Below are 19432 nucleotides of genomic sequence, written 5' to 3' on the forward strand. Positions count from 1 at the left end.
AGGTGGTGCTGGAAGGGCCGACGGAGCAACAGCGCCATCTGACTCGAAACAAGGACAAGGTCTTCCTGGTCCGGCGCGAAGAGAAGCATCAGAAACGGGCGCGGGACGGCGGCAAACGGAACCCTCTGCACGACGTTTATCACATCGAGATACAGGTCGAAAAGGTAGAGGGCTTCGAGGAACGAATGGTGACGTACTGGGGCTCGATGGCCCAGAAATACAAAGCTTCGGAGTACCGGATCCATCAATTCGCGCTCTGGCCCCTGGGTAACGGCTACCCCGGACATTTCCAGAGAGACCGACTCGCACTGCAATACCAGTCAGTCAGCGTGCCCGATGATCTGGACCCGGAAGAATTGTTGGCGAGCTCGCTCGCACCGCTTGCGCTGTGGGCAAGTGATCCGCCGGCGGACGTAGTGGACCGGGTCGCCGATTCCCTGGTCGAGGTGAAGGATCCGGACACACAGCTGGTCCTGGTCGAGCTGAGTAAACTGGGACCTGAACCACTCGCGATCCTGCTGATCGAGGCACTGAAGAGGAGAGGCATGAGCGACGTACTGGCACAAACCACGGTGGGTCAGGACATCGCCCGCCGCAGCCGCGATGAAGAGCGCTTGGAAAATCTGACCGCGCTGCTGGAGCACAACTACGGGACCATCGATGACCTGACGGAACTCGCGCGCAAGCTGGTGGCTGCCGACTTCGAAGAGCACCGGAAGTGGGTCATGGATCGGGTGCCGCTGGAGCAGCTCCGGTCGGTGTGAGGCTCGGGGGGCGCTGACGGGGTCAGTGGGTGAGGGGGCTGTTCGGTAGGGTTTGGGCGTGGGTGGCGCCATTGACTCTTCCGGGTATCTTCGGCGGCTCGGTGCTGAGCGGGAACCGCCCAGTCTTGAGGGGCTTCGGGCTCTTCACCGTGCCCATGCCGAGCGTGTGCCCTATGAATGTCTTGAGATCTGGCTCGGGCGGGCCACCACCGTTGAACCCGGCGACTCGGTTCGGCGAATTCTTAGCGGGCGCGGTGGGTACTGCTTTCATTTGAACGGTGCCTTCTCGGCTCTGCTGCTTGATCTCGGCTATGCCGTTACCCGGCATGTCGGTGGGGTCCAAGGGAATGCCGGATTGCCTGCGGGGGCCACCGGGAACCATCTTGTGCTCACCGTTTCGGGGCTTCCCTCCGACGAATCGCCTGACGGTGAGTGGCTCGTCGACCTTGGCATGGGTGACGGCATCTACGAACCGTTGCCGCTTGTCGCGGGTGACTACCAGCAAGGGCCGTTTCGGTATCGGCTGTCGCCCTCGGTCGTCGAGCCTGGTGGATGGCGGTTCGACCATGACCGGCGTGGCGGGTTTCTCGGGATGGACTTTCGTGGGGAGAGCACCGCGATGTCGGCGTTTGCCGCTCGGCATCATGAGCTCTCCACCTCGCCCGAGTCCGGGTTCGTGCGGGTCGCCACCGTGCAGCGGCGGGACGCCACCGGTGCCGATCTGGTGCGCGGGCTGGTGCTCACCCGGGTCGGTGACGGCGAGCGGCAGACGACGCTCGAACGGCGGGACGACTACTTCGCGGCGCTGGCCGACGTCTTCGGGATGACTCTCGACGACGTCGGCCCGGCCGAGCGGGACGCGCTCTGGGCGCGTCTCGCCGCGGCCCACCAGCAATGGCTGGAGACCGTCAGCCCTCGGTGACCGTCAGGGCCGACATGCCGGCCACGGCCGAGACGTCGACGCCGGTCTCGCCGGTGCCCCAGCCGTTCGCGGTGAAACTCTGCCCGGGGGCGATGCCGCGGTGCGTGGCGCCGGCCAGCGTCACCTCGCCCGCCCCGGACTGCACCTGCACCCGCACCGGAGTGGCGCCGGCCAGCTTCACCAGGAACTGGTCCACCCCGCCGGTCATCCGCACCGGCAGCAGGCCGGCCGGCTCGGGCAGGGTCAGGTCGATCCGGCTGGCGCCGCCGTGCAGTTCGACGCCGTCCACCTCGGCGCCGGTCAGGTCGACCGTGGTCTGGGCGGTGCCGCCGTCCATCCACAGCGTCCAGCGCACCGACTTGTTCAGCACGATCGCGACCTCGGACGGGCCGCCGTGCACACCGGCCGGCAGGTGCAGCCGGACCGTGTCGCCGTCGTCGTCGACCTTCGGGGTCACCCCGCCGCCGGCCGGCGTGCTGATCCGGTAGAGGTCGTCGCCCAGGTCGTCGGCCACCACCCGCACCGTCGCGGCGCCGTCGACCAGCTCGAAGACGGCCTTGGTGCGACCGTCGACCGGGCCGCGGGTCGCGTCGCCGCTGACCCCGGCCGTGCCGACCGCCTCGGTGCGGTCGTCGCCGCCGCCGCCGACCCAGCGCGGCGCCACCAGGATCGCGGTGGCCATCCCGGCCAGGAACAGGACCAGCCCGGCGACCAGCAGTGGACGCCGGTAACGCCGCACCCGGCCGCCGCGCGCGGTCTCCTCCACCCCGGGCGTGCCCCAGCCGGGCAGGTCGATGTCGTCATCGTCGTCGAGCACGGTGAGGTAGGCCGCCCGGACGGTGTAGTCGTCGTACTCGGTGTCGTCGAACGGGTCGGTGGGCGGCGGATATTCGCGCTGCTCGACCGGCTCGAAGCCGACCGGGTCGGTGTCCTCCTCGCTCGGTGCCGGCCACTCCCCGGTCCGGTCGTCCAGGTTCGTCTCGGCCGGATAGTTCTGCGCCAGCGGCCCCGCCACCGGGTACCGCTCCACCGGATACTCCCCGGTCGCATACTCCTCCGCGCCCGGCCGCTCCCCATGGAACTCGGGGGCGGCGCCGTAGTCGTCGTGGGCGTAGTCGGCGTAGTCGAAGACGTCGGCGGACGAGTCCGGCTCGGGGGTATGAGCCGGTTCGTCGCCGGGCGGGCGTGGCGCCATCGTTCCTCCTGGGACGGAGGGCGGCACCATCCGGTGCGCTCTCCTCGGTCTCCAGTACGGACGGGAGGCACCGGGGGTTGACCTCAACCTCGGTTCACGTTGTCGACTGACGCTCATGGAGATCACTGGATTGGGCTGGCTCGGCACCCGGACCGACCGGGCGGAAGCGCTCGCCGGCTTCTACCGAACCGTGCTCGGGCTGCGCGAGACCTACACCGAGCCGGGGTTCTGGGTGTTCACCCTGCCGGACGGGCGGAACGTCGAGGTGTTCGGAGCGGGCAGCAACAAGGACTTCTTCGACACCGGGCCGGTGGCCGGTTTCGCCGTGCGTGATTTGCCGGCCGCGGTCGAGGAACTGCGCGCGGCGGGGATCGAGGTGATCGGCGAACCGGGCGAGAGCTGGCAGCACTTCCGCGGCCCGGACGGCAACATCTACGCGCTGGTGGCGGACGTCAGGTAGCGCTGGATGGTCGGGCCGACCCACGCGGCGGCCTCGTCGGCGGTCATCGCCACCACCGGTGGCAGCCGCAGCACGAAGCGGCACAGGGCCAGGCCCAGCATCTGGCTGGCGACCAGGCCGGCCCGGCGCGGGGCGTCGGCCGGGTCGGGACAGGCGGCCGCGGCCACCGGCAGGAGCTGGTCGCCGAACAGTGACCGCATGCGCTCGGCGGCCGCCTCGTTGGTGGCCGCCGCCCGCAGCAGCGCGGTCAGCGTCTCGTCGCCCTCCCAGCGCTGCAGGAAGTGCCGGGCCAGGGTCGCGCCGAGCTGGTCGGCGGGGATGCCGGCCGCGTCGGGCAGCTGCAGGTCGAACTCGGCCGCCGCGGCGAACAGCTTCTCCTTGTTGCCGTAGTAGCGCATCACCATCGACGGGTCGATGCCGGCGTCGGCGGCGATCGCCCGGATGGTGGCCCGCTCGTAGCCGTCACTCGCGAATCGCTCGCGGGCGGCGACCAGGATCGCCGCCCGGGTCGCGTCGGATCTGCGTACCGCCGAGGTCATGCCGCGATCGTAGACAGCTCGGACAGGCGCATCGCGAGCCGCCGCCGCACCGCCGGGACCCGGCCGGCCACCGGGATCAGGCCGGTCACCAGGCGATTGCGGGAGGTGGCCAGCCGGGTCATCCGGTCGGTCATCGCCACCACTCCGGCCGCGACCGGGCGCCGGCGCCGCTCGTAAGCGTCCAGGTCGGTGCCGTCGGCGAGCACCGCGGCGAGCTCGACGGCGTCCTGGATGCCGGTGTTCATGCCCTGGCCACCGGCCGGGCTGTGCACGTGCGCCGCGTCGCCGGCCAGGAAGATCCGCCCGCTGCGGTAGTGGTCGGCGAGGCGGTGGTGCACCCGGAACCGCGAGCTCCAGATCAGCTCGCGGACCCGGGCCGGCGCGCGGACCGGGCCGCGGGCGTCGAGCAGGGCCTGCACGTCGGCGAGCGTCGGCTTCTCGGGCGCTTCGTCCAGGGTGGCGACGATGCGGTGCCGGCCGCCGGGCAGCGGCGCGACGACGACCAGACCGGCGGGCGCGAAGTAGAGCATCACCTCGTCGCCGGGCAGCGCCCCGTCCATCCGTACGTCGGCCAGGACGAACGAGTGCGCGTACGCGTCGCCGGTGAAGCCGATGCCGCTGAGCTCGCGCACGGTGCTGTGCATGCCGTCCGCGCCGACCAGGTAGCGCGCACGAACGGTCTCGCCGCCGGTCAGCGTGACGGTCACCCCGTCGGCGTCCGGCCGGGCGCCGACCACTTCCGCCTGGCGGCGGACCTCAACCCCGAGCTTGGCGAGGTGTCCGGCGAGGATCCGCTCGGTCTCGCTCTGCGGCAGCATCAGGGTGTACGGGTACGCCGTGGGCAACCCTCCGAAGTCGATCGTCATGAGAGCCCGGTCGCGGTCACGGATCGTGAATCGGGGCACGATCACTCCCCGTTCGACGAACTCACCGGCGACGCCCAGCTCGTCGAGCACCTCGAGCGTGCGGGCGTGGATGACGGCGGCCCGCGAGGTGTTCGCGCCCTCGGCGGCCCGATCGACGATCGTCACCGGGACGCCCCGGGCGGTGAGCGCGGCGGCCAGGGTCAGCCCGGCCGGGCCCGCGCCGGCGATCAGCACATCGGTCTGGAATGTCATGACCGTTCCCCTCACTGGTTTTCCAACAGGTGTTGGCAACCACCGTAAGCGATGCCAACAGCTGTTGGCAAACGCTTGTTGGCATTTGTTTTCGAGGGTGACCACCGGGGCCGGGCCGACGGCCCGCGACGGCCGTGACCACCGACCGGCCGATCCGCCAGGCCCGGGACGCCATCCACCGCGTACTTTTCCGATGTAGTTGATCTTGAGGTTTGTCCTGGTCATCAACCGGGCGCGTGCTTCGATACAGAAGGGGTAACACATGTGAAACTTCCGGCTGCGAGCATTTCCGGCGGGACTCAGGGAGGTTCGGTTGTTCCTCAGCCAGCACGAGCAGGAACGCCTGCTCATCCACGTCGCGGCCGATGTCGCCCGGCGCCGGCAAGAACGCGGGCTCAAGCTCAACCACCCGGAGGCGACCGCGATCATCGTGGCGTTCCTGCTGGAGGGCGCGCGCGACGGGCGCACCGTGGCCGAGTTGATGGACGCCGGCCGGCGCGTGCTGACCCGCGACGACGTCATGGAGGGTGTGCCCGAGATGCTGGGTGAGGTGCAGGTCGAGGCGACCTTCCCGGACGGGACCAAGCTCGTCACCGTGCACGGGCCGATCGCATGATCCCCGGCGAGGTGATTCCGGGTGAGGGGTCGATCGAGATCAACCCGGGGCGTGAGGTGCTGTCGCTGACGGTGCGTAACACCGGGGACCGTCCCGTGCAGGTCGGCTCGCACTTCCACTTCGCCGAGTCGAACGCGGCACTCGACTTCGACCGGACCGCCGCCTGGGGCCATCGGCTCGCCGTGCCGGCCGGGACGTCGGTGCGTTTCGAGCCCGGGATGCCACGCGACGTCGCGCTGGTCGCGCTGGCCGGCAACCGGATCGTGCCGGGCCTGCGCGGCCTGGCCGGCGGTTCGCTGGACGGCGCCCCTGTTGAGGCCCCGCTCGCCGAGGAAGAGTCGACCGAACCCGAGAACGGCAGCCCGCGATGACCACACTCGACCGCGGGCGGTATGCCGCCCTCTACGGACCCACCAAGGGTGACCGGATCCGGCTGGCCGACACCAACCTGCTCATCGAGGTCGAGGAGGACCGCAGCGCCGGGCCGCAGCCGGGCGACGAGGTCGTCTTCGGCGGCGGCAAGGTGATCCGCGAGTCGATGGGGCAGTCCTGCGCCACCCGCGCCGAGGGCAGCCCGGACACGGTGATCACCGGCGCGGTGATCCTCGACCACTGGGGCATCATCAAGGCCGACGTCGGCATCCGGGACGGGAAGATCGTCGGCATCGGCAAGGCCGGCAACCCGGACACGATGGACGGCGTGCACCCCGACCTGGTGATCGGGCCGGGCACCGAGATCATCGCCGGCAACGGCAAGATCCTCACCGCCGGCGCGATCGACAGCCACGTGCACCTGATCAGCCCGACCATCCTCAACACCGCCCTGGCCAGCGGCATCACCTCGATCATCGGCGGCGGCACCGGCCCGGCCGAGGGCACCAAGGCCACCACCGTCACGCCGAACGCCTGGCACCTGGCCCGGATGCTCGAGGCCATCGACACCTTCCCGATCAACGTGCTGCTGCTCGGCAAGGGCAACACCATGTCGGAGGAGTCGATGTGGGAGCAGCTCCGCGGCGGCGCGGGCGGATTCAAACTGCACGAGGACTGGGGTACGACGCCGGCCGTCATCGACGCCTCGCTGCGCGTCGCGGACGCCGCCGGGGTGCAGGTCGCGATCCACACCGACACGCTGAACGAGGCCGGCTTCGTCGAGGAGACGCTGCGCGCGATCGGCGGGCGGTCCATCCACGCCTATCACACCGAGGGTGCGGGCGGCGGGCACGCACCGGACATCATCACGGTCGCGTCGTACGCCAACGTGCTGCCGTCGTCGACCAACCCGACCCGGCCGTACACCCGGAACACCCTCTCCGAGCACCTCGACATGCTGATGGTCTGCCACCACCTCAACTCGGCGGTGCCGGAGGACCTGGCGTTCGCCGAGAGCCGGATCCGGCCGTCCACGATGGCCGCCGAGGACCTGCTGCACGACCTCGGCGCGATCTCGATGATCGGGTCGGACTCGCAGGCGATGGGCCGGGTCGGCGAGGTCATCATGCGCACCTGGCAGACCGCCCACGTGATGAAGGCCCGCCGCGGCGCCCTGCCCGGCGACGGTGCCGCCGACAACAACCGCGCCCGCCGCTACGTCGCGAAGTACACGATCTGCCCAGCCGTCGCGCACGGCATGGATTCCCTGGTCGGCTCGGTCGAGGTCGGCAAGCTCGGCGACCTGGTGCTCTGGGACCCGGCCTTCTTCGGGGTCCGGCCGGCCTTGGTGATCAAGGGCGGCATGATCGCGTACGCCCAGATGGGTGACGCCAACGCGTCCATCCCCACGCCGCAGCCGATGCTGCCGCGCCCGATGTTCGGGGCGTACGGCGCGGTGCCGGCCCAGACCTCGGTCGCGTTCGTGGCGCCGGCCGCGATCGACGCGCTGCTCGGCGACCGGATCGGTGTGAAGCGGGCGTTCGCCGCGGTCGGCGACACCCGCCGGGTCGGCAAGGCGGACATGCCGCTGAACGACGCACTGCCCCGCATCGAGGTCGAACCGGACACGTTCACGGTCCGCATCGACGGCGAGGTCGTCGAACCCGACCCGGTCACCTCCCTGCCGATGGCCCAGCGCTACTTCCTGTTCTGATGGGTCTCGCGACTCTTCTCGTGCTCGCCGACGGGCGGCTGCCGTCCGGCGGGCACGCCCACTCCGGCGGGCTCGAGGCCCAGGTCTCGGCCGGCCGGGTGCGCGACCTCGACGACGTGTTCGGCTTCCTGCGCGGCAAGCTGGCCACCAGCGGCCTGGTCTCGGCCGCGTTCGCCGCGGCCGCCTGCCACCGCCCCGCCGACTGGGCCGCCCTGGACGAGGGCCTCGACGCCCGCACGCCGTCCCCGGCCCTGCGGAAGGCTTCCCGGGCCCAGGGCCGCGCCCTCCTGCGGGCCGGCCGCTCGATGTGGCCCCTCGCCGCCTCTTACCCGCGCGAGATGCATCAGCCGGTCGCGCTGGGGCTGCTCGCGGCCGGGGCCGGGCTCGGACCGCTGGACGCGGCGGTCGCCGCCGCGCACGGTGTCACCACCGGGGCGGCCAGCGCGGCGGTGCGGCTGCTCGGGCTCGATCCCTATGCGGTGCACGGGCTCCTCGCCCGGCTCGCTCCTGTTTGTGACCGGATCGCGGCCGACGCCGCGCGCCGGTCCGACGACCCGGTCGACGACCTGCCGGCCGCGGGTTCTCCCCTGCTCGACATCGGCGCCGAGCACCACGCCACCTGGGAGGTGCGTCTCTTTGCTTCCTGACCACACACACGGCGAGCACGGCGAACCGACGGGCGGGGCCTGGCCTCGGCCCTCCGAGAACTACGTCGCCCCGCACACGCACGAACCCGACGAGGTGCCGCACACCCACCCCGACCCCGGCGTGGACCCGCACACCCCACTCGGCACCGGCCCGCGCGCGCTGCGGATCGGCATCGGCGGCCCGGTCGGCTCGGGCAAGACCGCCCTGGTCGCGGCCCTGTGCCGGGCCCTCGGCACCGAGCTGCGGCTGGCCGTCGTCACCAACGACATCTACACCACCGAGGACGCCGACTTCCTGCTCCGCAACGGGGTGCTGCCGGCCGAGCGGATCCGCGCGGTGGAGACCGGCTGCTGCCCGCACACGGCCATCCGCGACGACATCTCGGCCAACCTGGACGCGGTCGAGGAGCTCGAGGAGAAACTGGGCCCGCTCGACCTGGTGCTGGTGGAGAGCGGCGGCGACAACCTGACCGCCACCTTCAGCAAGGGCCTGATCGACCAGCAGATCTTCGTGGTCGACGTGGCCGGCGGCGACAAGGTCCCCCGCAAGGGCGGCCCCGGCGTCACCACCGCCGACCTCCTGGTGATCAACAAGACCGACCTGGCCCCGATGGTCGGCGCCGACCTGTCGGTGATGGAGCACGACGCGAAACACCGCCGGGGCGACCTGCCCACGGTCTTCCTGTCCCTGGTCGAGGACCGCGGCGCCACCGCGGTCGCCGACTGGATCCGCGCCCTGGTGGCGGCCCGCGTCCCGGCCGCCTGATGCAGGCGTTCGCCCAGGTGGTCGCCGAGCCGGACGACCGGGGCGGCACCCGCCTGGCCGTCCTGCGCGGCGAGTCCCCCCTGCTGCTGCGCCGCACCGGCGGCCGCACCCCCGGCGAGGTGACCGTGCACCTGGTGGGCGGCGCGGCCGGCCCGCTGCGCGGCGACGACCTGCGCCTGGAGATCACGGTGGCGGCCGGCGCGACCTTGACGGTTCGCAGCGTGGCCGCCCAGCTGGCGCTGCCCGGCCGCCCCGCCCCACCGTCCCGCCTGACCATCAAGGCGTCGGTGGCCGGAACCCTGCGGTGGCTGCCGGAACCGCTGATCGCCGCGGCCGGCTGCGACCACCACGCGCAGACCGTCGTGGCGGTGGCCGAGGGCGGCACCCTGCTGTGGCGGGACGACCTGGTCTGCGGCCGGCACGCCGAGCCGTCCGGCAACGTCCGGATGGACACGACGATCCGCTACGCCGGCCGAACCCTGTACCGCCACACCCTTGCGGTCGGCCCGCAGGCCGACGGCTGGGACGGCGCAGCCGTGCTGGGCGGCGGCCGCGCGGTCGGCACCCTGGTCGCGGTCCCGGGCCTTCCGAACACGCTGCAGGCTTCGTCGTCGGCCGCGCTGATGCCGTTGGCCGGCCCCGGGATGCTGGCCACCGCTGTCGGCGCCGACATCCGCCAGGTCCAGGCCGCCCTGGACCCGCTGTGCGAGCCCGAGCCGGCCGCGCGGCAGCCGCTGGCAGCCTGAGCCCCGATCGCGGGACGGTCTCGCGCAGGGCTGCGCCGCCGGCCGGCGCGTCAGCTCGGCGGAGGCTGACGCGGGGACGCGTGGTTTTGGTGGGGTGGGGACGGGCTGGTTGCGGTTGGGGGCGGCTTACCCGCGTACTCTCCGCCGGCGAAGCCGCCTGCTCGGCGGAAGGGATGCCGGTGAGCGCAACCGAACGCGGGTTTTGGGGGGCGTCGAGAGCCGACGCCCCCGTTCGCTAGGCCGCTACGGCTATCGGGACGCCGTGGGCGTCCGTCAGGGCCAGCCGGGTGTGCAGGTTGCCCTGCGTGGCCACCCGGGCGAAATACTCCGAACGGCGGCGCTGCAGACAGCCCTTTCTCGTCCTGGGGCCGCCGGCCGCCACCGTCAGCAGTTCCGGCGCCAGGGAGCTGTTCAGGCCCTCGCGCAACAGCTGCAGGGCCTCGGTGCGCAGCTGGGAGATCCGGGACTCGGTGACGCCGAGCCGGGCCGCTACGTCGCTGAGAGGCTGTTCCTGCAGGAACGACTCGGTGACCACCATGCGCAGGCGTTCCGGCAGGGCCTGGATGGCCTGATGCAGGTAGCCGAGACGTTCCCGCTTCAGCAGGAGGTCCTCCGGGCCCTCGGACAGCTCCGGCACCATCTCCTCGGCGGCGCCCGTCGGGAAGCCCTGCAAACTCAGCAGGGCCGCCTTCTGCACGTCGTCCTCCACCGTCGCCAGCTCCGCCACGCCGATGCCGAGGTATTCGGCCACCTCGGCGTCCGTGGGCGTACGGCCCAGGGCGGCGGTCAGCTCCTGGCGGGCCGCGGCACTGCGCCGGGCCCGGGCCCGCACCGAGCGGCTCGCCCAGTCCTGGCCCCGCAGCTCGTCCAGGAGGGCTCCCCGGATCCGGACCGCGGCGAAACGGTGGAAGGGGATGCCCCGGGTCACGTCGAACGAGCGGGCCGCGCCCAGCAGCGCGGCGAAGCCGGCCGAGGAGAGGTCATCTGCATGGACGTGGCCCGGTACCCGGTTGAGCAGTTCCCGGACCAAGTGGCCAACCATCGGCATGTGTTCGCGGACGAGGTCCTCGATATCACGCGCGGACGGCGCGTCGTGGATGATGCCGATGGTGGCGGGGAGCTCGGTCGTGGTCGTCACGTGGTCCTCCTCGCTCATACGACCGGTTGATGAAACCGGCTGACGAGGAAGACCTTGGTCGCCGAAAGGTGCAGCGGCGGCCGAACTCGGTTGCTTTTATGGTGCTTTTTGCGAGAAAAGCTCAGGTAAGCGCAGGAGCGGGCGCGACCACGCCCGTGAGCTCCTCGTTCACCCAGTGCATCCGGCGAACCGCGGTGTCCGGGTGGTCACCGAACTCGGTGGCGACCTCGGCCGCGCAACCCTCGCTGCCGTGCAGCAGAAGCATCGCGGTCACCGCCTGCTCCACGGCCCGGTTGCTCGGGCACTCGGACGGCTGCAGGCTGGAGACGAACAGCGCCTCGGCCGCCAGATCCTTCACCATGCTGATCATGTCGAAACTCCCCGATGTACGACTCGTTTGGCCCCGCTGGAGCGATTCTGTCCCGCGCGGGCGGCACCGGGGTCGCCGCCACGCCGGTGGGGTGCCGGATCGGTCGCCAGGCGCCGGATCGCTCCAGAAAGTGCCTGCTCACATCGCTTTCACCCTAACGCGGCGATCGGCCGCCCGGTGGATGGTTCTCCCCCGGACGGCCGATCGCAAACGCGTGCTCAGGCGGTCGGGCAGTCGATCTCCGGGTCGCAGTTCAGGACCGGCGACGTCGTCGGCGGCGTGGTGGTCGGCGCGGCCGTCGTCGGTGCCGTGGTCGGCGCCGTCGTGGGGTCGCTGCTGGGCACGTCGCCCGGGTTCGGCGCCGGGCCACCCTTCGTCGGCGCCGTGGTGGGCGGGCTGGTGGTCGGGTCGGTGTCGACCTTCGCCGGGCTGCTCGTGCTGTCGCTCGGCTTCGCGCTGGCCGTCGGTGTGGTCGGCGTGACCTTGATGACGTTGTCCGGGCCGATCGAGATCCCCGGGATCGGGGTGCTGCCCGACGGCGTCGCGGACAGCCGCGTGTCACCGTTGGACAGGTGCTCGACCTGACGAGCCGGCGCACCTGGCGCATCCGACACGAAGGTCTCGCAGGTGCTGCCGTTGAGCATGAAGGCCAGCGGGGCGGTGTTGTTCTTCGTGTAGGTCCCGGTGATCGGCAGCGTGATCGTCTTCAGCGCACCCAGCGACGCGGTCGATTCGATCGTCACCGTGTTGGCCGACTGCACCATCTGCGTCTTGGCGTTCGGGGCGACGATCTGGTCGCCGGGCAGGATGAACCACAGCTTCCAGCTGGGGAACGGCGTTTCGTTGTTGCGGTTGGCCAGGATGAGGTTCGCGGTGAACTTGCCGGCCGCGTCGGACGTCACCGAGTAGCCGATCACGCACTTGCCGGTGGCCGCCACGACGCTGGGCTGCGGTTTCGCCCCGGCACCGCCGGCACCGGTGGCGTTGCTCACCAGGCTCCAGCCATAGGTGCCGGTGCCGAGCAGAAGCACGGTGCCGGCCGCGATCATCACCCGGCGGGTGTGGTTCTGCGAGGCGCTGTTGCGGCCCTTGGACGGCCGCTCGGGGCCGTCCGGCGGCTTGTTGCCGTCATAGGCCGGCCGCAGGGCCGGCGCGGCGCCCGCGGCGGCCACGGCCGCCGCACCCATCACGACCGGACCGGAGCGCAGCGCCGCGAACCGGCTGTTGCGCACCGGCGGCTCCTCGGCGTGCGGCTCCGGAGTCTGGCCGCCCCGGATCACGTCCGGGTACGACCGCTGCTGGCGCGGCAGGATCGTGGTGTCCTCGCCGCTCTCCGCCCAGTCGGGCACGTAGCCGCGGCCCACCGACGGCGCACCCGCGGCGATGCCGGCCAGCACGTGCGCCAGCTCGGCGCTGGACGGCCGGTCGGACGGGCGCTTCTCCAGGCAGCGGCCGACCAGCGCGCGGACCGCGTGCGGCAGGCCCTCGACCGGCGGGAGCGGGTCGGGCTCGATGTATTGATGGGCGCGCAGCAGCGCGGTGGTGGTGCCGACGTCCCACGGCAGCTGACCGATCAGCGTGCGGTAGACCAGCAGGCCGACCGCGTAGACATCGGTGGCCGGGCTGACCTGGCCGCCCTCGAGCCGCTCGGGCGCGAGGTAGGCCGGCGTGCCGAGCAGGCTGCCGTCGGGGTCTATGTCGTTCTCCCCGATCAGGGCCGAGATGCCGAAGTCGACAACCTTGGCCCCGCTCGGGGTGAGCATGACGTTGGCCGGGGTGACGTCGCGGTGCACGATGCCGCGCGAGTGCGCGGCGGCCAGTGCGGCGGCCACCTCAGCGGTGATCCGGACCGCGTGCTGCCAGGGCAGCCGGCGACTCCGGGCGAGAACGGCGGCGAGCGACTCGCCGTCGATGAGCTCCATCACGACATACGGAACCGGCTCACCGTCAACGGTGACGGCCTCGCCGTAGTCGTAGACATTCGTGATGTTGGGGTGGCTGAGGCGCGCGGCCGCCTGGGCCTCGGCCCGCAGCCGACGCCGGAAGGCCGGGTCCGTGCTGGTCGACGGCGGCAGAACCTTGACCGCGACCTGGCGACCGAGGACCTCGTCGAAGCCTCGCCACACCACTGACATCCCGCCGGCACCGAGCCGCTCCACCAACCGATATCTATCGGCCAGCAGGCTCGCTCCGGGCAGGTCCGTCGTGCTCATGTGCCCCCACATGCGCGCTCCGAAGTAACGCCGAGTCGCACCGCCATGCTTCTCGACGTCGGGGAGCCACCCTTACCGGGCGTTCCCCATCGACGGCGAGATGTTAGCCCACGATGGCCCTCTACCACGAGCGGTCGAGACCGCCCTCTACCTGCGACTCGTTACGGACCGTTTCCCGACACTTGCCACCCGTCGGGGCAGGGGCAAGCAGGCCGAAGGTCGGATCTTGGACTCATCACCGGGTATTTTTCCCCGGAAAATCACCGTTTAATGTGGAAAGTCGGAAGGTTCGCAAGTTCAGCCTTCTGAAGGTCGGCAACAGAACGATCCACCAGCTGTCGCCGTCCGGTCACTGATCGAGACGAAACACGTCACTGAGAGATGATCTTTAATTACTGGACATGTGACAAAGGTTGAAGGATCTAGCTGTGCAACCCCATCTGATCGGGTGAACCGCTCAGCTGTTCAGCCAGTTCCACGTGCCAATGTGCGCACGGCGCGTGTTGCCTCGCACCGAAGATCCCTATCCGAGTAGAACGCCCTTCACCAGGTCTCGCGCGGGTGACGGCAGCGCGCCCGGCGCCGGCATCGACGGCAGTGGCATCCCGGCCGGCACCGGCATGTCCCCGCCCCGCATCGCGCCCAGCTCGGACAGCAGCGACAGCACCGGCGCGAGCCGCTCGTAGAGCACCAGCACGACCTCCCCCGGCCGGGCCAGCCGCACCGCCGACGTGATCGCCTCCCGGTAGCCGTCCTCGCGCATCGACATCAGCTTCGGCCGCCGGGCCCGCATCTCCCGCTCCACGAGCGCCGACACCTCGCCCGGCTCCCGGCCGCGCAGGTCCTCGTCGTCGTAGAGCACCGCCCGGCCCACCCCGTCCGCGACGATCTGCGCGCAGGCGGCCAGCAGGTCGTCCCGCCGGTCGCCGGGCAGGGTCACCGCGGCCACGCAGCGCTCGGCACCCCACAGCCGGTGCAGGGTCCGCAGCGTGGCGGCCAGCGCGGCCGGGTTGTGCGCGTAGTCGACGAAGACCGCCACGTCGCCCAGGCGCAGCAGGGTGGCCCGGCCGGGGTTGGCCACCGGCGGGTCGAAGTCGGCGAGCCGGCGCACCACCGACTCCTGCCCGGCCCCGAGGGCCCGGGCCGCGGCGGCCGCGGCCAGAGCGTTCGCGGCGGCGTGCAGGGCCGCTCCCCCGTACGCCCCGGGCAGGTCGGCCAGCCGCACCAGCGGGGTGCGCCGGGCCCCGGTCGCCTGGACCAGCCAGCCGTCCTGCAGGAGGTAGGCGGTGGCGCCCTTGGCGAGGTGCTCGACCACCACCGGCTGCCGCGGGTCGAGGCCGAACCAGACGATCCGCTTGCGGTCGGCGCGCACCCGCGGCCGGTCCACCAGCGACCGCACCCACGGGTCGTCGGCGTTGAGCACGAGCGTGCCGCCGTCCCGGACCCGCTCGGCGACCAGGGCCTTGACGTGCGCGAGGTCCTCGATCGTGTCGAGCCCGTCCTGCCCGAGGTGGTCGGCGGTGATGTTGGTGATCACGCCGACGTCCGAGAAGTCGTAGCCGAGGCCGCGCTTGAGCAGCCCGCCCCGCGCGGTCTCCAGCACCGCGGTCTGCACGCCCGGGTCGCCGAGGACCATCTGCGCCGACAGCGGCCCGGTCGCGTCCGCCCTGAAGATCTCCCGCCCGTCGATGCTGACCCCGTCGGTGGTGGTGAGCCCGATCCGCAGCCCGGTGTCGGCGAGCAGGTGCGCGGTCAGCCGGGCCACCGTGGTCTTGCCGTTGGTGCCGGTCACCGCGGCGACCGGGATCCGGCCGTCCGAGCCGGCCGGGAACATCGCCCGCACGATCGCGTCGCCCACGTCGTGCGCGCGGCCGCGCACCGGTGCCAGGTGCATCCGCAGGCCGGGCACCGCGTTGACCTCGATCACCCCGCCGGTGACCTCGTCGCCGTCGCGGACCGGGGGCAGCGGCTCGGCGATGTCCGGCAGCCGCAGGTCGATCCCGCAGATGTCCAGGCCGACCAGGGCGGCCACCCGCAGGCACAGCCGGATCACGTCCGGGTGCACCCGGTCGGTGACGTCGTGGCTGGTGCCGCCGGTGGACAGGTTGGTGGTCTCGCGCAGCCACACCCGCTGGCCGGCGGCCGGCACGAAGGACAGCGTGCGCCCCTGCCGTTCGAGAACCCGCAGGACCGCGTCGTCCACGGTGATCCGGGTCAGCACCCGGGAGTGCCCGGCGCCGCGGCGCGGGTCGGTGTTGGTGCGGTCGACCAGCTCGGCGACGGTGTGCCCGGCGTCCCCGACGATGTGCGCGGCGATCCGCTCGGCGGCGGCCACCACCTCCCCGGCCACCACCAGCACCCGGTAGTCGCGGCCGGTCAGCTGCCGCTCGACGATCACGTCCTCGCCGGCCGCGCTGAACGCGTACGCCGTCTCCGCCCCGGTCATCACGCTGAGCGTGACCCGGTCGCCGTGCCGGCCCTGCCGTGGTTTGACCACGACCGGCGCGCCCAGCTCGGCGAAGAGCCGGGCCGCCGCGGACGCATCGCGGGCCACCCCACCGGCCGGCACCGGCACGCCGGCCTCGGTCAGCAGCCGCCGGGTGATCTCCTTGTCGCCGGCGATGTCGATGCCGACGCCGCTGGTGCGGTCGCTCATCGCCGCCCAGGCGAGCCGGCGCCGGCTGCCCCAGCCGAGACGCACGAGGCTGAGATCGCCGCAGCGCTCGACCGGGATACCCCGGCGGCGGGCGGCCGCGATGATCGCCCGGGTGCTCGGCCCGGTGGCCTCCCGCTCGGCCAGCGAGGCGAGGTCGGCGAGCCGGGCCGCGGTCGATCCATGCTGCATCTCCGGCACGCCTGATGCGGCGGTGGCCAGTGCGACGCTGGAGAACGAGCGCCCCGCGACGATCTCGCTCACCAGGTCGACCGCGACCTCGAGCAGCTCGCCGGGCACGTCCGAGCCGGCCGGCTCGTCGACCGGGCATTCGAGGATCAGGTGGTAGACGCCGGGTTCGCCGGTCGACACGGTCCGGCCGAAGCTGACGTCCCGGCCGATCAGCTGGGACAGCTCCAGGCAGACGTGCTCGGTGACGTGCCCGAAGTAGGTGCCGCCGCGCAGCCGGCTGACGAAGCCGCCCGGCGCCCCGGCCGCGCAGTGGTGCTCGGCCAGGCCGGGCAGCGCGCGCAGCATCCGTTCCGGGAAGCCGGTGACATCGGACGTCTCCCGCCCGGCCAGGTCGCCCAGCCGCAGCCGGGCCACGACCGCCGGCCGGGACAGGTACACGTTGGGTCCGCGCAGGCGGCGCAGGCTTTCGATCTTCATGCGACTCCCCGTTCGGCCGCGGGTGCGTCGACGACCGGCCGGCGTCCCGTGAGGTGGAAGGTGTGGCCGGCCGGCAGCACGTGGATGCGTGCCCCGGCCAGCGTGATCGGGCCCTGGGCAGGCACCCGGATGTCGGTGGCGGCGCCGGCGTCGACCACGGTGACCGCGCCGCTGCCGAGCACCTCGAACCGGTCGCCGTCGGTGAGGATGGCGGTGTCCTCGTCGATGCCGAGGCCGAGCTCGTGCGGGTAGAGGGCGACCGCGCTGAGCAGCCGGTTGATCCGGCCGCGCTCGGCGAAGTGCTGGTCGATCAGCACGCCGGGGAGGAACTCGAGGCCGGGCCCGGTGCGCACGCTCGCCCGGCTGACCCCGGGCGCGTCGCCCTCGACGATCATCGTGCCGGACATGACGGCCGCGCCCGCGCTGGTGCCGCCGAGGACCACGTCGCCCGCCGCCACCAGGGCCTGCAGCAGCGAGTCGGTGGCCGTCCCGCCGATCACCGCGGCGATCCGCTCCTGGTCGCCGCCGGTGAAGAAGACACCGGTGGCCTGGCGAATCACCGGGTGCGGCGAATTGGCGGCCGCGCGATCGTCGAGGCGCAGCGGCACGACCTGCGCCGCGCCGAGCGCGGTGAAGGCCGCCACGTGCGCGGCCTCGGCCTCAGCCGGCGCCGACGAAGCGGTGGCGATCACGACGATCCGCGCCGCATTCCCGCCGGCCAATTGGACAAATCGCGCGAGCAACGCGTGGCCGGCCGCGCCACCGATGATCAGGAGGCGGCCATGATTCGACATAGTTCCACCCCCAGCGACGCAACGATGCAGCAGCCATCCCTGAGGTTAAACGGAACAAATACGAAACATCCGCCTAATGCGGGTAGTCCGCGGGCAGCAGGTGGGTAACCCGCAGCAGCTGGAGCCGCACGGTCGGCGAGTACCGGACGTAGCGCCCGCCGGCCCACGACGAGGTCACCGGCGGCTGGCTCCGGGCCCCGGCCGGGACACCACCTCGCGCACGTCGCCGATCTTGTGCCCGGCCGCGCAGTGGATCTCCGCGTGCACCTCGGCCCCGCACTCGCGGTGCGCGAACTCCAGCGGCGGCCCGGTCGGCTCGGCGAGATACCGATTTCCCCACTCCAACAGCGTGATCAGCACCGGATAGACATCGAGGCCCTTCTGCGTCAGCCGGTATTCGTGCCGCTCCCGCGCCCCCGGCTCGCGATAGGGCACCCGGCGCAGCACGCCCTGCTCGACCAGCATCCCGAGCCGATTGGCCAGCACCTGCCGCGGCACCCCGGTGCGCACCCGCATGTCGTCGAAGCGCCGCACCCCGTTGAAGACCTCGCGCAGCACCACGACGGTCCACTTCTCGCCGAGCACCTCCATCGCCCGCCCGATCGTGCACCCGTCGATCGACCAGCTGAGCGCTTCCGGGACGGCTGTGGAATTCATGACACCCAGGCTAGGTCTGCTTGACAGACGCAGCAAGCGGCGGCGAGGCTGCGTCCATGACCCAGACCCAGGACCGGACCCGCACCTTCGGCTGGAGCGACCCGTCGGTGCACGCGAGCCTGATCGGCCGCCGCAGCGGCCTCGACCACCTGCAGGCGATGGCGAAAGGCGAGCTGCCGGCCCCGCCGATCATGCAATTGATCGACGTCGCGTCGATGGAGGTCGAGGAGGGTTCGGTAACGGTCCATCTGGACCCCCAGGAATTCCATTACAACCCCCTGGGCGGCATGCACGGCGGCATCATTTCCACGCTTCTGGACACGGCCGCCGCCTGCTCGGTGCACAGCACCCTGCCGATCGGCATCGGCTACACGAGCCTCGACCTCACGGTGAAATTCCTCCGCCCGGTAACCATCGCGACCGGCCGCATAACGTGCCGGGGCGCGGTCCTCCAGAAGGGCCGCCGAACCGCTCTGGCCGCGGCCCAGCTGACCGACACCAAAGGCCGGCTACTGGCCCACGCAACAAGCAGTTGCCTCATCTTCGAAATGCCTTCATAAAAGTACGACGTAGCCAGGTCCCGTGTTTCAGGGAAAAGCTGAGCGCCGGCCCAAGGCCGTCCCCGGCTTCCGGCCCGGCCCCGGTGGTCACGCTTTCAAAACCACCGGCAGCTCCTCCATCTCGATCACGATCGCGGTGATGTCCTCGTCGGCCCTGGTCCCGTGCTCGGTGCCGGCCGCCCAGAAGACCGCCCGCCCGGCCGCGACCGGCTCCCAGTCACCGTCACCGGCCTGCACCTCCCCGCGCCCGGCGGTGACGACGAACAGCTGGTCGACCGGCGCCACGTGCCGCCCGATGTGCCCACCGGCTGCCACATGCAGCACGGTCACGTCGACCGCGTCACCCCGGACAAGCTTCTGCGCGACCAGACCGACACTGCCGTAGGCACTGATGGCCCGGCCCGACGCCACCTCGAACGAGAAGATCTCCACCCCGGCAGAGTAGTGACCGGCGCGGCCACTTCGGACCGGTTCGCGACGAGGCGAGCCCCGTCAGCGGTGCCAGACGACCGCCGACGG

The 19432-nt window shown here is 71.7% G+C and carries 20 protein-coding genes; 10 read left to right on the top strand and 10 right to left on the bottom strand.

Features of this window, described 5'->3' with window-relative positions; all coding sequences use genetic code 11:
- Positions 1 to 764, top strand: a 764-nt coding sequence (locus tag Adu01nite_RS37740) for a hypothetical protein (protein ID WP_203734118.1), incomplete at its 5' end; no start/stop codon positions are given.
- Positions 765 to 930: 166 nt separating this feature from the next.
- Complete coding sequence (locus Adu01nite_RS37745; RefSeq protein ID WP_239133013.1) at positions 931 to 1686, top strand: arylamine N-acetyltransferase family protein; 756 nt, start codon at positions 931 to 933, stop codon at positions 1684 to 1686.
- On the opposite strand, the gene Adu01nite_RS37750 is transcribed toward Adu01nite_RS37745, so the two are convergent.
- Positions 1673 to 2881, bottom strand: coding sequence for a hypothetical protein (locus Adu01nite_RS37750; protein ID WP_203734120.1), 1209 nt, complete (start codon positions 2879 to 2881; stop codon positions 1673 to 1675). The two genes, Adu01nite_RS37745 and Adu01nite_RS37750, sit on opposite strands and share 14 nt — an antisense overlap.
- A gap of 115 nt (positions 2882 to 2996) precedes the next feature.
- Between Adu01nite_RS37750 and Adu01nite_RS37755 the strand changes: the two genes are divergently transcribed.
- A complete protein-coding gene (locus tag Adu01nite_RS37755) occupies positions 2997 to 3341 on the top strand; it encodes a VOC family protein (protein ID WP_203734121.1) in 345 nt (114 codons plus the stop codon).
- Here Adu01nite_RS37755 and Adu01nite_RS37760 read toward each other — a convergent pair.
- Positions 3314 to 3880, bottom strand: coding sequence for a TetR/AcrR family transcriptional regulator (locus tag Adu01nite_RS37760; protein ID WP_203734122.1), 567 nt, complete (start codon positions 3878 to 3880; stop codon positions 3314 to 3316). The genes Adu01nite_RS37755 and Adu01nite_RS37760 overlap by 28 nt on opposite strands.
- Complete coding sequence (locus tag Adu01nite_RS37765) at positions 3877 to 4998, bottom strand: FAD-dependent monooxygenase (RefSeq protein ID WP_203734123.1); 1122 nt, start codon at positions 4996 to 4998, stop codon at positions 3877 to 3879. The genes Adu01nite_RS37760 and Adu01nite_RS37765 overlap by 4 nt, the downstream gene beginning before the upstream one ends.
- 313 nt (positions 4999 to 5311) lie before the next feature.
- On the opposite strand from Adu01nite_RS37765, the gene Adu01nite_RS37770 reads away from it, so the two are divergent.
- The 6 genes from Adu01nite_RS37770 to Adu01nite_RS37795 all read left to right on the top strand — a co-directional run bounded on the left by Adu01nite_RS37770 (position 5312) and on the right by Adu01nite_RS37795 (position 9859).
- Entirely contained in the window at positions 5312 to 5614 is a 303-nt protein-coding gene (locus tag Adu01nite_RS37770; protein ID WP_203734124.1) for an urease subunit gamma, read from the top strand.
- Entirely contained in the window at positions 5611 to 5985 is a 375-nt protein-coding gene (locus Adu01nite_RS37775; protein ID WP_203734125.1) for an urease subunit beta, read from the top strand. Before Adu01nite_RS37770 ends, Adu01nite_RS37775 begins: the two co-directional genes overlap by 4 nt.
- Entirely contained in the window at positions 5982 to 7700 is a 1719-nt protein-coding gene (locus tag Adu01nite_RS37780; protein WP_203734126.1) for an urease subunit alpha, read from the top strand. Before Adu01nite_RS37775 ends, Adu01nite_RS37780 begins: the two co-directional genes overlap by 4 nt.
- Complete coding sequence (locus Adu01nite_RS37785; RefSeq protein WP_203734127.1) at positions 7700 to 8347, top strand: urease accessory protein UreF; 648 nt, start codon at positions 7700 to 7702, stop codon at positions 8345 to 8347. The genes Adu01nite_RS37780 and Adu01nite_RS37785 overlap by 1 nt, the downstream gene beginning before the upstream one ends.
- A gap of 121 nt (positions 8348 to 8468) precedes the next feature.
- Positions 8469 to 9113 carry an urease accessory protein UreG gene (gene ureG, locus Adu01nite_RS37790; RefSeq protein ID WP_239133014.1) on the top strand — a complete coding sequence of 215 codons (645 nt, stop codon included), beginning with the start codon at positions 8469 to 8471 and terminating at the stop codon, positions 9111 to 9113.
- A complete protein-coding gene (locus tag Adu01nite_RS37795; RefSeq protein ID WP_203734128.1) occupies positions 9113 to 9859 on the top strand; it encodes an urease accessory protein UreD in 747 nt (248 codons plus the stop codon). Before ureG ends, Adu01nite_RS37795 begins: the two co-directional genes overlap by 1 nt.
- 235 nt (positions 9860 to 10094) lie before the next feature.
- Here the strand turns inward: Adu01nite_RS37795 and Adu01nite_RS37800 are convergent, their stop codons facing one another.
- The 6 genes from Adu01nite_RS37800 to Adu01nite_RS37825 all read right to left on the bottom strand — a co-directional run bounded on the left by Adu01nite_RS37800 (position 10095) and on the right by Adu01nite_RS37825 (position 18353).
- Positions 10095 to 10997, bottom strand: a complete 903-nt coding sequence (locus Adu01nite_RS37800) for a sigma-70 family RNA polymerase sigma factor (protein WP_203734129.1) — start codon at positions 10995 to 10997, stop codon at positions 10095 to 10097.
- A 121-nt stretch (positions 10998 to 11118) separates the two neighbouring features.
- Entirely contained in the window at positions 11119 to 11367 is a 249-nt protein-coding gene (locus Adu01nite_RS37805) for a hypothetical protein (protein WP_203734130.1), read from the bottom strand.
- Between the two features lie 218 nt (positions 11368 to 11585).
- Positions 11586 to 13580, bottom strand: coding sequence for a serine/threonine-protein kinase (locus Adu01nite_RS37810; RefSeq protein WP_239133008.1), 1995 nt, complete (start codon positions 13578 to 13580; stop codon positions 11586 to 11588).
- Positions 13581 to 14103: 523 nt separating this feature from the next.
- The gene (gene cphA / locus Adu01nite_RS37815) at positions 14104 to 16902 is read right to left on the bottom strand and encodes a cyanophycin synthetase (RefSeq protein WP_203734132.1); all 2799 of its coding nucleotides are present in this window, start codon (positions 16900 to 16902) and stop codon (positions 14104 to 14106) included.
- Positions 16899 to 17696 (bottom strand): cyanophycinase, encoded by a 798-nt coding sequence (locus tag Adu01nite_RS37820; RefSeq protein ID WP_203734133.1) that lies wholly within the window; start codon positions 17694 to 17696, stop codon positions 16899 to 16901. The genes cphA and Adu01nite_RS37820 overlap by 4 nt, the downstream gene beginning before the upstream one ends.
- Before the next feature lie 174 nt (positions 17697 to 17870).
- Positions 17871 to 18353, bottom strand: coding sequence for a winged helix-turn-helix transcriptional regulator (locus Adu01nite_RS37825; RefSeq protein WP_203734134.1), 483 nt, complete (start codon positions 18351 to 18353; stop codon positions 17871 to 17873).
- Positions 18354 to 18409: 56 nt separating this feature from the next.
- On the opposite strand from Adu01nite_RS37825, the gene Adu01nite_RS37830 reads away from it, so the two are divergent.
- Entirely contained in the window at positions 18410 to 18913 is a 504-nt protein-coding gene (locus Adu01nite_RS37830; RefSeq protein ID WP_203734135.1) for a PaaI family thioesterase, read from the top strand.
- Between the two features lie 87 nt (positions 18914 to 19000).
- On the opposite strand, the gene Adu01nite_RS37835 is transcribed toward Adu01nite_RS37830, so the two are convergent.
- Positions 19001 to 19345 carry a cupin domain-containing protein gene (locus Adu01nite_RS37835; RefSeq protein WP_203734136.1) on the bottom strand — a complete coding sequence of 115 codons (345 nt, stop codon included), beginning with the start codon at positions 19343 to 19345 and terminating at the stop codon, positions 19001 to 19003.
- Positions 19346 to 19432: the final 87 nt, after the last annotated feature.

Source organism: Paractinoplanes durhamensis, from assembly GCF_016862175.1.
Classification (GTDB): Bacteria; Actinomycetota; Actinomycetes; order Mycobacteriales; family Micromonosporaceae; genus Actinoplanes; species Actinoplanes durhamensis.

Coding starts and splice junctions, on each gene's coding strand:
- Adu01nite_RS37825 (WP_203734134.1), bottom strand. CDS start 18,353: ATGAATTCCACAGCCGTCCCGGAAGCGCTCAGCTGGTCGATCGACGGG.
- Adu01nite_RS37830 (WP_203734135.1), top strand. CDS start 18,410: ATGACCCAGACCCAGGACCGGACCCGCACCTTCGGCTGGAGCGACCCG.
- Adu01nite_RS37750 (WP_203734120.1), bottom strand. CDS start 2,881: ATGGCGCCACGCCCGCCCGGCGACGAACCGGCTCATACCCCCGAGCCG.
- cphA (WP_203734132.1), bottom strand. CDS start 16,902: ATGAAGATCGAAAGCCTGCGCCGCCTGCGCGGACCCAACGTGTACCTG.
- Adu01nite_RS37775 (WP_203734125.1), top strand. CDS start 5,611: ATGATCCCCGGCGAGGTGATTCCGGGTGAGGGGTCGATCGAGATCAAC.
- Adu01nite_RS37765 (WP_203734123.1), bottom strand. CDS start 4,998: ATGACATTCCAGACCGATGTGCTGATCGCCGGCGCGGGCCCGGCCGGG.
- Adu01nite_RS37780 (WP_203734126.1), top strand. CDS start 5,982: ATGACCACACTCGACCGCGGGCGGTATGCCGCCCTCTACGGACCCACC.
- Adu01nite_RS37755 (WP_203734121.1), top strand. CDS start 2,997: ATGGAGATCACTGGATTGGGCTGGCTCGGCACCCGGACCGACCGGGCG.
- Adu01nite_RS37805 (WP_203734130.1), bottom strand. CDS start 11,367: ATGATCAGCATGGTGAAGGATCTGGCGGCCGAGGCGCTGTTCGTCTCC.
- Adu01nite_RS37785 (WP_203734127.1), top strand. CDS start 7,700: ATGGGTCTCGCGACTCTTCTCGTGCTCGCCGACGGGCGGCTGCCGTCC.
- Adu01nite_RS37760 (WP_203734122.1), bottom strand. CDS start 3,880: ATGACCTCGGCGGTACGCAGATCCGACGCGACCCGGGCGGCGATCCTG.
- Adu01nite_RS37820 (WP_203734133.1), bottom strand. CDS start 17,696: ATGTCGAATCATGGCCGCCTCCTGATCATCGGTGGCGCGGCCGGCCAC.
- Adu01nite_RS37795 (WP_203734128.1), top strand. CDS start 9,113: ATGCAGGCGTTCGCCCAGGTGGTCGCCGAGCCGGACGACCGGGGCGGC.
- Adu01nite_RS37810 (WP_239133008.1), bottom strand. CDS start 13,580: ATGAGCACGACGGACCTGCCCGGAGCGAGCCTGCTGGCCGATAGATAT.